The organism is Shewanella sp. MEBiC00475 (assembly GCF_005234075.1).
Taxonomy (GTDB): Bacteria; Pseudomonadota; Gammaproteobacteria; order Enterobacterales; family Shewanellaceae; genus Shewanella; species Shewanella polaris.
In genome coordinates this window covers 1,246,348-1,259,997 of the sequence record NZ_CP039928.1, presented here as the reverse complement: position 1 = coordinate 1,259,997, position 13,650 = coordinate 1,246,348, and the positions used below count along the sequence as shown (strand labels likewise).

The following is a 13,650-nucleotide window of genomic DNA, read 5'->3' as shown; positions in this document are numbered from 1 at the left end:
TTCTCTTGTTAACGGTCGTCATTAGGCCTTGGTATAGTGCTCATTATTATTCACAAATCGCATTAATTTGTTCAGTACATCAGTATCTTTAATATTGACGATTTGAGGCTTATTTAAGGACCAATGTCGGCAAACTTGATCGACTAAATTAGGCCGAACCACCCAAATGTGTCGACTTTGATTCATGGCTAATAATGGGGCTATTTGGTGGCCGAATCCTTGTCCATTTAGTTCCATTGGACCAATCTCATCTATGATACAGACCGATTTTTTGTGGATACTTTTTGGTGTTAATGCTTTTATCCCTAATGCCATCCCTTGCTCGGTAAAAGAAAATCGAGTGTTGGTTTTATTATCAAGCACACCTGTACGGTGACCGAACAAGCAACGTTCATTGGTTGCAATATCAATAATATCGCTGCTGAACCTTTGTCCTTCTTTCATCACTCCAGGGCAGAGTATTCCTGCTAGAGGGATGTGGTTTATATGACATTGTTGAATCAATTCGGTTAGTGCCGTTGTTTTGCCACTGCCACTTTCACCGGTAATAATCAACACTTTGCTAGGATGTTGGCCTAATACATTTTGTGGAATAAAAAACTCTTTATCCGCGACTTGATAGCTAGTTGCGGCAACACCATAAAGGCGGCTAATATTTTGACTCGTCATGACCATATCTCGCTCACCATAATTGAGCACCTTGCCATCTTCTAGCAGCAGCACTTTATCTGCATAAAGTTGGGCAAGATTTGGGTCGTGTAAAATGGCAATAACAGCAGTATTAAATTCAATACAACTGCGCTTAACTTGAGTCAATATTTGATAACGATGACGGAAATCAAGGTGGTTTGTCGGTTCGTCAAGCAACAATAAACGATTACTTTGAAATAGTGCTCTTGCTAATAAAACCAACTGGCGCTCACCGCCAGACAGGCGGTTGTAATCACTTTTAGCCAATCCTTCTACATCTAATAATTGCATGATGTTTTTTGCATCAATAACATCTTGCTCTGATGGCGACTCAAAAGTAGAAATAAAAGGTGTTCGCCCCATCACCACCATTTCTAATGCGGTAAACGCAAAAGCAGTTTCTTGTTGTTGAGGAACCAGTGCCATTTGCATGGCTATGTCTGCACGAGACATTTCACTTAATGGACGTTGGTTTAATGATATACAGCCATTACTTGGATGTGTTAACCCACATAAGCAATTCATCAATGTGGTTTTTCCCGCACCATTAGCGCCCAAAATGGCTAAAAACTCACCGGGTTTGAGCTCAAAACTGACATTGTCTAATAAAAGCTTATCTCCAATAGAGAAGCTAATACCTGATGCTTTTAGCATTAGTAAGTCCCTCCTTGGCGAAAACGGAATAGTAAGAATGCAAATAAAGGCGCGCCAACTAAGGAGGTTACGATCCCAATGGGAATTTCCATGGTGAAACTTGATCTTGCTACACTGTCGGCTAACAGTAGAAAAATAGCGCCGATAGCGGTGGAAAGAGGGATTACGCGCATATTATTAGCTCCCGTAAAAGTGCGAACCATGTGCGGAACAACTAACCCAATCCATGCAACTTGGCCAACGGTTGCAACGCAAGATGCCACGATGAAAGAACTAATAACAATCAATACCAAACGTAGTTTTTCAGGTTCAACGCCTAAACTTCGGCTTTGTTGATCACCTAAACACAGTACATTCAAACGATAACGTAAAGAGTGAATTAGGCCATAGCCAAGCACGACAGGAATAGCCAGTTGAGCGACTGTACTCCAGCTACTTGCAGACAAGGATCCCATTAACCAAAAGACAATAGCCGGTAATTCCCCGTAGGGGTCGGCCAGTGCTTTTAGCATGGTTAAACCAGAACCGAATATCGAACCTATAATAATGCCGGTCATTAACATCAACAATATGCTATTACTGCCAAACTTTTTGGCCATAAACATAGCAACACAAGCGGCTGATAACCCACATACAAAAGCGAGTACTTGAACTGTAATCCAACTACTGCCAGGCATAATAAGGCCCATTGCTGCACCGAACATACAGCCAGAAGCGACTCCTAGAATATCAGGCGAAACTAACGGATTACGAAATACTCCTTGGTAGACTGCTCCAGAAACAGCAAGGCCGGCACCTACAATTAATGCGGTGAGTAATCGTGGGAAGCGAATAAGTAAAATGATGCGTTCTTGTTGGGTTAACTCTTCAGAAATTTGCCCTGTCATGATTAAATCACTCAATATAGATGGCAGTTTCTTAATGGCGCTAACTAAGTCACTAGGATTAATTGAAAACCGGCCGGCAGTTAACCCAATTAATACAATAATGATTGCAATAACAGCCCATTGAATAGGGCGTAGTTTATGTTTATTGCTTACAAGCATGTAGACATACTTTGTAAAGGTGATAAGCATTCATCACCAAAAGCAACTTGATAGAAACGAGCAATCTCTGCGTTTGCATCAACATTTTTAAACTGTTCTGGATAAGCATTTACCGCAATGTAAAGCGCGCCCGCCATTGCCATTGGCGATGGCATATCCCAAAAGCTTCCTTTAGGTAACATTATTTGTGGCAATTTGCTTAATGGGGACACTAAAGATTGAGCCAGTTGCTCGTCAACCTTGGAAGAGTCATTAGATTCCCTAACTAAAATTTGTGGTTGCCAAATTAATAGCTGTTCTACATTCACTTTAGGGTAAAACCCTGGAATATTTTTAGCGACATTATCGACACCAGCTATAGTCATTAATTGGTGTTGGAACATTTTTTCACTTGCAGTGCGGTATAAATCTGAGCTATTGACATAATAAGCGCGTAAACCTTGTTCTTTAGATAAGCCAGCCAAACCCGTGTTGATAATGTTTTTTAATCTCAGGTTTTCAGCGGCAATTTGCGCAGCTTTATCTTGAGTCCCTGTAGCTTTAGCCAGCAAATCAAGCACCTGTTGAGCTTCTGAGAACGTTTCTGGTTGGATGATTAAACAGGCAATACCTAATGAGGTTAAACGGTCTGCTAATCTATAACCGTCTTTTTTGCCAAAGACTAAAACTAAGTCTGGATTTAACGCAATGATGGTTTCTAAACTGGTGCCAGCTGAACGACTACCAACAACCGAAGGTTCACGATTGCCTAGTTGCTTATTGATAAACGGTGAGTTTTTAGTCATGCCACCAATTCCTACTAATTTATCTGCAAGTCCTAAACTTAAGGAAAATAAATTAGCTGGGGTAAAGGTTGAGACTATTCGCTCTGCAGGTTTTTGTAATACCACTTCACGACCTTGTTGATCAATCAAGTGTATCGGCGCTGCCGATACACTTGAAAGACCACAAAGTAAAATGGCTACAATACTTAATAGTATGTTAGGCATTCATTATCCTTAAAAACGATATTTAACGCCGACTTCATAAGAACGGCCTTCATTTGGTTGGCCGTATCCTTCGTAGTGCGACTCGTCTAAAACGTTATTGAGGTTTACATATGCAGAAAATTGCGGTGTAAATGCTTTCTTAACGCCCATATCGATGGTCAATGTATCGCTTTCCCATTCGTCTGAACGCTCATCAATTAGGATATCTGTACGGTAACGAACGCGTAGATTGCTGCTAATATCTAAAGTTGGTTGATACCAATCTAAAATCGCTGTTATTGAATCTTTAGGGATATCTCGGAAGTAGTCGGAGTCACGATCTTCACTTTCGTTGCGGGCGTGCGTGTAGCTATAATCGAGTGATAGGTTCACGTTTTCTGAAAGTTGGCTAATGGTGCTAATTTCTAGTCCATAAATTTCTGAGGTACCAACATTTTGATATACCTCTAGATCCCAATCAGGATTGTCAGGATCTGTTTGATAAATTGATACTATTTTATCGCTAACGTCGTGATAAAAAAGACCAATATCAATATTGTTTAACCAATTATAAGTAAGATCGTTTTTCCAACCTATTGTATAGCTTGTATTACGTTCAGGTTTTAAGTCGTGGCGAGCACCCGTATCATCAAACATCTCTGAGAAGGTAGCAAAACGTGTTTTTTTCGCGATAGATCCATAAACAAGCCCCGCATTATCAAAGGTGTAGCTCATGCCTAAGCTCGGATCAAAAGTATCTGAATCATCCTCGTTTGTGTCCGCATCAATCCCGCGGTCTTCTCCAACCGTTTGTTTATGCCATGCCATTCCTGCAACAACATTGAGCGCCCCAAATGTCATTGTATCTTCAGCGGCAAAACTTAACGTATCTAATTGAGAACGTTCGTAACCGTGAGATTCATCAGGGTCAACATAAGCGACATTCTTTTTCTTATGTACATCATTTTTATAGTTAACCGATACGCTTAAGTTATTCCAATCCGTTAAATTCATATCCGCAAATAGTGCACCGCCGCCAGTATAATCACTGTAACTACTCACCGCTAATTTTACGTATTGCTCAGGTGTATCATAAGAGTCATAACTGTCATTATGGGTGTGATAATAAGCTAATGCTCGCAGGGTTAGTGAATCATTAATACGATGCAGACCACTTAAATCTACCCCGGTATCTTTATATTCAGAAATGTTTGCAAAACTACTGAAATCACTGAAGACTTTGTTATTGCGGGTATTGTAAGGAAGGTCTCGTTCGGTATCTAGATTAAAAACACTGGCAAAAATTTCACTGTTTTCGTTAGCATATCCGCCACGTACCCAGATATTAGTAGAGTCATAAGATGAGTTTTCACGCTTGTCACCATCTTCAACAATCATTTGTTTAGGTAAGTCGCCATACTTATCTTTTACATCTGAAAGTACAGGTTCATAGTCATTAGACATTCTCATGGAGTCGCGGCCACGGTGATTTACCGTTGCAAATAAACTAAATCCATTTTTACCTAGGCTAATGGATGCTGATTCATTATTTTGCCCCATTTGTCCTAATGAGGCGTCAAGGTCACCACTAATTCCATTTTGACCTTTTTTGGTAATAATATTAACCACGCCGCCCATGCCATTGGGACCATACAGTACCGATGATGCACCTTTAGTAACTTCAATTTTTGCAATAATACTTGCAGGAATTTGGTTTAAGTCTAATTGACCGTAATTGGTTTCATAATATGGCACGCCATCAAGAAGGATTAATATTTTATCTTGTTCAAACCCTTGAATGGTTATAAATTTTTCACCTTTACTAGACTGAGCGGTATGCACTCCAGGAACATAATCAAGTGCATCTGCAACCGTTTTAGCACCAACTAGTTGGATTTTTTCTTCAGTGATGGTGTTATTAATTGCAATATCTTTAACACCAGTCTGTCCTGATACAATAATTTCGCCTAAAGAAAATACATCACTTTCATCACTGGCGATTGCTATTTGGCAGGTCAGTAAGCTGCAAACAGCAATAGCAATTTTGGTTTTTTTTGTTCTAGTCATCATAGATCCCATTTGTTCAATATTGATTAACATCTGCCTGTAGAAACTTTATTCAGCTACATTTTAAAGGGCGTTATTAGCATCATTTATATTTCGGGTTTCAACATCGGTATAAAGGACCGGAATGCCCATTGCTGGGTTATAAGCCGTCTCTATATTAAGACCGATATAAATGTGCGTATTGTCACGATGGCATTGTTACAATTCAAGATTGACCAATTAGAATTACAACCAAGGCAGCAAAATTCCAGCAAATGGAAAATGGAAATTCAAAAAAGGACAAATTGTCCTTTTTTGAAAGCCGAGGCAAAGATGATTAGCAGTTATCAGGAGGGGGAAGTAAGTTGACCTAGTAATTCAGAGTGAACAATGATCAATCTTGTTTCCACTCTTTTAATTTTCTGTCGATGGTTTTACGAGCAACGCCTAGGTGTTCTGCGGTTAATATTCTATTACCTTGGTAAATATTCATGACTCGAAGGATATGGGCCTTTTCAATTTTCTTGAGGCTCCATTCAATAGGGAAGTCATGCTCATTATGCGTTCGCTCCAACTCATTTCGTTGAGTTTGCATAAAATAATGTTGAGGTGTGATGTTCTGTATCAGACATTTTTCTACAGTATTTTTAAGTTCTTGCGTATTATTTGGCCAATTGTGTTCAGTAAGGCTTAAAAAGTCTGATGCTTGCCAAGTTTGAAAACGAGACAGAATTTGACCATAGTTTTTGTCCATAGCCATTAATAAGTTATTAGTGAAAAATTTTACTAATGTAACAATATCTTCTGGGTGTTGAGACAGTGGGGGTAAACTAATATTAACCACTGCAATTCGGTAATAAAGATCACTTAAAAATGTCTTATTTTTTACCAGATTTAATAATGATGATTGACTTAAACTAATAAGACGTACAAGTGAGTTATTTTTTAATACTGTGCTATTTAAAAGGTGTAATAATTGAGTTTGCTCTGTAATTGAAAGCAAATTTATATGTGTTATGACTAAAAAAGTCTGTAGTTTGGTTTGTGTGCAACAGTTTGCAAGTTTATGCCAATCTATTAGGGATGGAGCTCGACAATCAATATTAATCATCTGGCTTTGAGATGCTGAAAAGAGTTCTAACTGTTTAATTGCGAGTTTTTTCCCTGTCCCAGCTTCTCCTTCAATAAGTAAAGGATGATGATTAAGGCTGATCTCATATAAGTTTTTCCTTATATTTTTAATTATTTCACTTTCTCCAATAAATAATGAATGCTGTTTATTGCAATTGTTGGTTATATTTGTGATTTTTTTATGGGATAAACGAAATTGCCAATGAGTAATTGCTCGCTCAACATCCTCGTGAAACAATGGCTTAGCTATAAAGTCGCATGCACCCATACGCATAGCCTCAATAATTAATTCTGGTTCGTTAGATCGACTCGTTAGTATAAAGCTAAGCGGAAAGCACAATTCAGTAATATCATCTCTAGTATTTGAATGTACGGTATGGAGAGTGTCTAGTTGTTGTTTGTTATCTGTTAAAGCCTGCCAAAACTCTTTTAATAATGTCGAGTCTATAATGATTAAGTTGAAATGAAACCGTCGAAAACTCACCTTGGCCTGCTCAGCTGTTTTGGTATGCTTAACAAAACCAAAGTATAGCCTTAGAATAGGGTCAAGTTTTTTCCAAGCGTTAAGATCGGGTTCAATAACTAATACCGCAGCATCAGCAATATAGCTAGGTGATTTGTTATTATTCATTGGTATTTACCATTTTCTTAAGCCATTAATCTTTTGGTGATATTTAATCATAAATTGAACAAGAATATGATGTCTAAAGCTGATTTTAAATACAAGCTCCATAAATCGAACATTGGCCACAGAACTGCAAAATTATTTGATTGGTATTTGTAGCTAAGAGCTAAAAAATTTAAAATGATAGAATTATTTGGGATCTAACTACTTGTAGGAATACTATGCCTATTGATTCAAGTGCTATATATATGAGTACGAAACAAGTTGCTGATTACTTAGACTTAAATGAGAAAAAAGTTTATTCAATGGCTAGCCACCGTATTTTACCTGCAACTAAAGTTACTGGTAAATGGTTATTTCCTAAAGTGTTAATAGATAGATGGTTAATGGACTCATGTCATAGTGGGATGCTTTCTGACAGAATGCATATTACTGGCAGTGATGATCCACTCCTTTCAATGTTAGTTGCACAGCTAATGTCTAAAGGAAATCATCAAGAAATAATTAGTTATAGTGCCACGGGGTCGACGCTAGGCTTGGAGTTGCTCTCTCGAGGGTATGCAGATGTTTGTAGTATCCACTGGGAAAGCCAACAAGGTAACCGAGACAGCTTGTATTCTTTACTTAAAAGCTTCCCTAATCATCCTCAATGGGTCTTAGTGAGCGGCTTTGAGCGTCAACAAGGCTTAATGGTCCGTCAAGAAATGGCATCATTGTTTGATGACAAAGCTAAATCATCGCTACAACCATTACGTTGGGTTTCTCGCCAAAAAGGGGCTGGGAGTCAGCGGCATTTAGAACATTGGTTGATGCAACAAGATGTTAATCCCAATGAGTTATTGTTTAGCGCAACGGCTCAATCAGAACGCGAATTAGCGGGTTATATAGCACGTAGAAATGCTGATATTGGCTTCGGTTGCCAAGCTGTGGCTGTTGAAAGTGGCCTGCACTTCATTCCCAAACTAACGGAGTCGTTTGACTTTGTTATGTCGCAAAGTATTTTTTTTAGGCGTCAGTTGCAAGCATTATTAGAGTTGTTAAAACAACCTCAAACAGCACAATTAGCCAATATGCTAACGGGTTATCAACTTGGGGAAAGCGGAAAAATCATTTGGAATGGGCAGTAATTCGATTTTTAAGAGACTTCCCCTTCATATTTACGTAACAATATCGGCTTTACTATGTATTTATTATCTGAATTTTTGTATGGAGTCATAATAAATAACTGCACAACCTTATTTGCTTAACTGTTATGCTTACTCTGTGTCCTTGTTTTGAGAGTTCGATGGATAAATCTGTTTTTTTAGATGCGATGAATATTACTCGCTGGCGTTGTGCCGATAAACCGTTAAAGCCTTATTTAGTGCTGCATGATATTGATGCTGATTTATCGGATCAAACATTGATTAGTGATGTACTGGGTTTATTGAACGTTGACATTGATCAGTGCGAGTTTGATTGTGAAATGATCAAGGGTCCACAGGTTGTTTGGGATATGCGTAAGGTAAAAACTCGTCCTCGTGTTGCTTGGGTAGTTAGTGCGCCTGTTAGTGACTTATTGATTCACCCCGATGAGAAACGCCAACTGTGGCAGCAAATAATACTGCATATCAATAAATCTGATGTCGATGTGGAGGGTACCTGTGCACAACACTGAATCATACACCATAGTTAATCTTACGCTTGATGATGTTCCTGAGATGGCGAATATAGAAGCTAAGGCACATACTAACCCTTGGTCTAAAGCGGGCTTAGCTGATTGTTTTGGCCCCTTGTATCGGATTATTGGTTTGAAGCAACAAAGTCAGTTATTGGGTTTTGCGGTGGTGCAGCAAATTTTCGATGAAGCGACATTACTTGATATCTGTATTGATCCTGCTCACCAAGGTTTAGGATTCGGTTTATTGCTTATTCGACAGGTTTTTGATGATGCTAAACAAGCCGATGCTGTGGTGGTAATGTTAGAAGTACGACAGTCAAATATTGTGGCGAAAGGATTGTACGAGAAAGTGGGTTTTATTGAGTCTGGCCGACGTAAAAATTATTATGCTACTGATGAAGGTAATGAAGATGCCATTTTAATGGATTTGTCTTTGGTTTAATGTTGAGTTTTGAGTGTGATATTGAGTATTGTTGCAGACAGTAGATTTATTTAAACTTTTAGACAAAAAAACAGCGCTATATTAGCGCTGTTTTTTATGCAGGTAAAGATAGTTATTTAACTTCTTTGCCCTGTGCTTGTAAATCTGCATGATAGCTTGAACGAACCAATGGACCACAGGCAGCATGGGTAAAGCCAAGTTCATCGGCTAATGCTTTCAATTCATCAAATTCAGCTGGTGGAACATAACGTTCAACAGGTAGGTGGAATTTAGACGGTTGTAAGTATTGACCCAGTGTTAGCATTTCTACGTTGTGGGCGCGAAGATCGCGTAATACGTCAGCGATCTCTTCGTTAGTTTCACCTAATCCCATCATTAAACCAGACTTGGTCGGAATAGTTGGGTGACGCTCTTTAAAGCGTTTAAGCAAATCTAATGACCACTGATAGTTTGCGCCTGGACGCGCTTTACGATAATGAGCTGGAGCGGTTTCTAAATTGTGGTTGAACACATCAGGAGGCTCGGTGGCTAATATATCTAAAGCGGCATCAATACGGCCACGGAAATCTGGAACCAGAGTTTCAATCTTAATTTCTGGGTTTAATAAACGTATTTCGCGAATACAATCAGCAAAATGTTGTGCGCCACCATCACGTAAATCATCACGGTCGACTGAAGTAATAACAACATACTTTAGTTTCATGTCTCTAATGGTTTGTGCGAGCTTTTGTGGCTCTTGAGCATCAGGTTTTAATGGACGGCCATGAGCTACGTCGCAGAATGGGCAGCGACGGGTGCAAATTGCTCCAAGGATCATAAAGGTCGCCGTGCCGTGGTTAAAACATTCTGCTAAGTTTGGGCAAGATGCCTCTTCACAAACCGAATGTAATCCATTTTTACGTAATGCTGCTTTTATATCGAGAATGCGTTGGTTTGATGCAGGCAATTTAACTCGCAACCAATCTGGTTTACGCAGCATAGTTGCGCGCTCTGATGGCACGACTTTTATAGGAATTCGGGCGACTTTCTCGGCATCACGTAATTTGACACCTGGTTGTAATCTTTCAGGCCTATTCATTATTCTGCTAATCCTTGATGATGTACAAGTTGTTGATAGCCCATAATTTGGCTAAAGGTTTGGATTAATTTATCGCCAGCTTCAAGCACGGTTTTGGGTCCACCTAATGCTTTACATTGCACCATTTCTAAACCCGCATATCCGCAAGGATTGATACGTTGAAACGGTGCTAAATCCATGTCGACATTTAATGCTAAGCCATGAAAAGAGCAACCTTTGCGGATACGTAATCCTAAAGAAGCAATTTTTCGCTCTGTAACATAAACACCTGGAGCATCAGCTTTTGCATACGCATTGATATCGAAATAGGCGAGCATATCAACAATACTTTGCTCAATATTGTTCACTAATTGACGAACACCTATTTTATTACGTTTGATGTCAATAAGTGGATAAACCACTAATTGTCCCGGTCCGTGATAGGTAACTTGACCACCTCGGTCGACTTGAATAACCGGAATATCACCTGGATTGAGTATATGCTCGCTTTTGCCAGCCTGGCCTTGGGTAAATACGGGTGGGTGCTCAACTATCCAAAGTTCATCTTGGCTGTCGCTATCGCGAGTATCGGTATATTGCTGCATTGCATGCCATGTTGATTCATAGTCCTGCATACCAAGGTGGCGAATGTGCAGTGTTTGTGCTTGCAAGGGCAACGTCTCCCACCAGATGAATGGTGTGTATCCACTTAATAAATTAATTGTTGAGCATTATACTCAAGTTTATGAGTAATGATGACCCTTTTTGGCGCTTACAGTACGCGTTTTACACCTTCAATGGCGGCAAGATCTATATACGCTTTTTCAATATGCTCTTTACTGGTCACAGTAATACGGATTGTGATTGAATTGTAATGACCTTTACTCGATGCTTTAACTGTTGGAGCATAATCACCCGGGGTAATTTGTTGTGCAACAGCAACAACACGATCTGCTAAGGTATCATCTGCTTCGCCAATCACTTTAAAAAGGCATGCACTAGGGAATTCCATTACTTGGTCAAACGTTGTATTTAACATTAGCTTACTCGATTCTGTGTTTGATATTACTAATATGGTGGCTATTATAACGGATTCAAGCCTGACAGATCTTAAAAAATTAAAGCCGCAGATTAGGCGGCTTTAATTAGTTGATTCACTAATAAATTAATTAGTGAATCAAGTAAATCTATTTAATTATTCAAACCAACTTGCGAACATTTGTTTGAAATAATCCATTAACTTACTGAACCAACCGCCTTCTTGAACTTCATTCAAGGTGACCAGTGGAAACTGAGCGATGTCTTTTCCATCAAGTTGGAAAAATACTCGGCCTACAGTTTCGCCTTTCGCTAGCGGAGCTGCTAATGGTTTAGTTAATTCAAAATTGGCTTGTAAATCTTTTGCTTTACCACGACTAAGGGTAATAGGAGTATCGGTCATGACACCAAGATCAACGGTTTCTCTATCGCCATACCAAATTTTTTGAGTGACAAAGGTATCGCCAGCTTTGTATGGTGTGATGGTTTCAAAGAAACGGAAACCATAATTGAGTAATTTTTTACTTTCTGCCTTACGTGCTGATTCACTTGCTGTGCCCATGACGACTGTAATAAGACGCATACCATCGCTAGTACCAGATGAGACTAAGTTGTAACCTGCGCCCGAGGTATGGCCGGTTTTAATTCCATCAACATTTAAGCTTTTATCCCATAATAATCCATTACGGTTATATTGCTTAATGCCGTTATAGGTAAATGACTTTTCGGAATAAACTTTGTATTCGTTAGGCACATCTCGAATTAATGCTGCCGCGAGTATCGCCATATCATAAGCGGTGGTTTTATGATTTTCTGAGTCTAAACCATGAGAGTTTTCAAAGTAGCTGTCTTTCATGCCCAATTGCTTGGCCCATGAATTCATTAAATCAACGAATGCACCTTCTGTTCCGGCAATATGTTCTGCCATAGCAACACAAGCATCATTACCTGATTGAATGATAATACCGCGGTTTAAATCGTGAACTTTGACTGTTTTACCCACTTCGATGAACATTTTTGATGAATCAGGGAAGTTTTTTGCCCAAGCATTTTTACTAATGGTGACATCGTCATCTAACGTAATATTACCGACACGGAGTTCATGACCAATCACATAACTGGTCATCATTTTGGTTAGACTTGCAGGGTTTAAACTCTCATAAGCATTTTCTTCAGCAATGATTCTGCCAGAATTATAATCCATGAGCACGTAAGCTTTGGCTGCAACACCTGGTGCATCTGGTGTCACCATAGGTGCGCGATTTGGCGTTGGACGTATATCTGGTTGTGGAGTTGCTGCTAGTGAAGAAAAACAGACAACTGATGCTATCAGCATTGTTGTTAATTGAGCAGTTTTGGAAGTCATCATGAAGTTGGCACGTCTCTTGTTAGTCGAAGAAAAGACAAAAATTAAGCGGTATAATTTTATCGATTATACAATTTGTTGATTATACATTAGTAGGCAGTCATTTCGCATTAAGCTTCATTCATACAATGTAAATGAACGTTAATGAAGCCCTTTTCGGTCAATATTTTGCTTACGGTACGATAAAGCTTTGCGGATAGCCATTTTCTTGAATACGATCGAGCAACTCATTGGTAAGATGAATTTGTCGAATAGGACCCAATTGCAATCTGTGCATACCATTTATAGAGGTGACGCGAGAGGTCACCGCATATTGAGTTTCTAGTTGCTTTGCCAGCATATTGATACTTAATATGTTTTGAGATGCGGCGACTTGAATAAAGTGATTTTCGTTGTCCGCTAAGTCACTTATCGCTCGCGCTTCTGCAGAGGGAATATAAATGGTCTCAAGTGCTACTTTAGCGGTTCCTTTGGCGAGCATACCTAAATGATAAGCCGCTGCATAAGAGAGGTCTATCACTCGGCCATGATGAAACGGTCCACGGTCATTTACCCGAACAATAATTTGCTTGTTATTGTCTAAATTGGTGACTTTGACATAACTTGGTATGGGTAAGTTTTTATGTGCTGCGGACATAGTGTACATGTCGTAAGTTTCGCCACTTGAGGTTAAATGACCATGAAACTTTGAACCATACCATGATGCATTACCTTGCTCTTTGAACCCCTTCCCACTATCTAGCACTTTATAGCTTTTACCTAATACAGTGTAATCACGATTACCTTGTCTGCTATAAGGCTCATATTTGGGTTGAGCATTTTTAACTAAACTGACATCTGGCGCATCATCAGGATAACGGTCATTAGCCATTTGATAGCGACTTTTTTTGCCTGAAGGAGATGTCTTTGCGTCATTAGACGAACAGC

At 39.3% G+C, this 13,650-nt stretch carries 13 protein-coding genes; 3 read left to right on the top strand and 10 right to left on the bottom strand.

The features are described 5' to 3' along the window. Positions 1-21 precede the first annotated feature (21 nt). The 5 genes from FCN25_RS05565 to FCN25_RS05545 form a co-directional block, all read right to left on the bottom strand. Complete coding sequence (locus FCN25_RS05565) at positions 22-1,344, bottom strand: ATP-binding cassette domain-containing protein (protein WP_137222736.1); 1,323 nt, start codon at positions 1,342-1,344, stop codon at positions 22-24. Further along, positions 1,344-2,390 (bottom strand): iron ABC transporter permease, encoded by a 1,047-nt coding sequence (locus FCN25_RS05560; protein WP_137222734.1) that lies wholly within the window; start codon positions 2,388-2,390, stop codon positions 1,344-1,346. The genes FCN25_RS05565 and FCN25_RS05560 overlap by 1 nt, the downstream gene beginning before the upstream one ends. Beyond that, a complete protein-coding gene (locus tag FCN25_RS05555; RefSeq protein ID WP_137222732.1) occupies positions 2,381-3,379 on the bottom strand; it encodes an ABC transporter substrate-binding protein in 999 nt (332 codons plus the stop codon). Before FCN25_RS05555 ends, FCN25_RS05560 begins: the two co-directional genes overlap by 10 nt. Positions 3,380-3,388: 9 nt before the next feature. Then, complete coding sequence (locus FCN25_RS05550; protein ID WP_254693724.1) at positions 3,389-5,428, bottom strand: TonB-dependent siderophore receptor; 2,040 nt, start codon at positions 5,426-5,428, stop codon at positions 3,389-3,391. Between the two features lie 370 nt (positions 5,429-5,798). After that, the gene (locus FCN25_RS05545; protein ID WP_137222730.1) at positions 5,799-7,166 is read right to left on the bottom strand and encodes a sigma-54 dependent transcriptional regulator; all 1,368 of its coding nucleotides are present in this window, start codon (positions 7,164-7,166) and stop codon (positions 5,799-5,801) included. A 242-nt stretch (positions 7,167-7,408) separates the two neighbouring features. Between FCN25_RS05545 and FCN25_RS05540 the strand changes: the two genes are divergently transcribed. The 3 genes from FCN25_RS05540 (at position 7,409) to rimI (ending at position 9,262) form a co-directional block, all read left to right on the top strand. After that, complete coding sequence (locus FCN25_RS05540; protein ID WP_254693723.1) at positions 7,409-8,287, top strand: helix-turn-helix transcriptional regulator; 879 nt, start codon at positions 7,409-7,411, stop codon at positions 8,285-8,287. A 158-nt stretch (positions 8,288-8,445) separates the two neighbouring features. Next, on the top strand, positions 8,446-8,817 hold the full coding sequence (locus tag FCN25_RS05535) for a hypothetical protein (RefSeq protein ID WP_137222726.1): 372 nt from the start codon (positions 8,446-8,448) through the stop codon (positions 8,815-8,817). Continuing rightward, positions 8,783-9,262, top strand: coding sequence for a ribosomal protein S18-alanine N-acetyltransferase (gene rimI, locus FCN25_RS05530; RefSeq protein ID WP_137222724.1), 480 nt, complete (start codon positions 8,783-8,785; stop codon positions 9,260-9,262). The genes FCN25_RS05535 and rimI overlap by 35 nt, the downstream gene beginning before the upstream one ends. A gap of 112 nt (positions 9,263-9,374) precedes the next feature. On the opposite strand, the gene lipA is transcribed toward rimI, so the two are convergent. The 5 genes from lipA to FCN25_RS05505 form a co-directional block, all read right to left on the bottom strand. Then, positions 9,375-10,340, bottom strand: a complete 966-nt coding sequence (gene lipA / locus FCN25_RS05525) for a lipoyl synthase (RefSeq protein WP_137222722.1) — start codon at positions 10,338-10,340, stop codon at positions 9,375-9,377. Further along, on the bottom strand, positions 10,340-10,990 hold the full coding sequence (lipB, locus tag FCN25_RS05520; protein WP_137222720.1) for a lipoyl(octanoyl) transferase LipB: 651 nt from the start codon (positions 10,988-10,990) through the stop codon (positions 10,340-10,342). The genes lipA and lipB overlap by 1 nt, the downstream gene beginning before the upstream one ends. A 101-nt stretch (positions 10,991-11,091) precedes the next feature. Beyond that, positions 11,092-11,358, bottom strand: coding sequence for a DUF493 family protein YbeD (gene ybeD, locus FCN25_RS05515; protein WP_137222718.1), 267 nt, complete (start codon positions 11,356-11,358; stop codon positions 11,092-11,094). Between the two features lie 156 nt (positions 11,359-11,514). After that, positions 11,515-12,726 carry a serine hydrolase gene (locus tag FCN25_RS05510; protein WP_175405829.1) on the bottom strand — a complete coding sequence of 404 codons (1,212 nt, stop codon included), beginning with the start codon at positions 12,724-12,726 and terminating at the stop codon, positions 11,515-11,517. 169 nt (positions 12,727-12,895) lie between these two features. Next, positions 12,896-13,594 (bottom strand): septal ring lytic transglycosylase RlpA family protein, encoded by a 699-nt coding sequence (locus FCN25_RS05505; RefSeq protein ID WP_368074078.1) that lies wholly within the window; start codon positions 13,592-13,594, stop codon positions 12,896-12,898. Between the last annotated feature and the right edge of the window lie 56 nt (positions 13,595-13,650).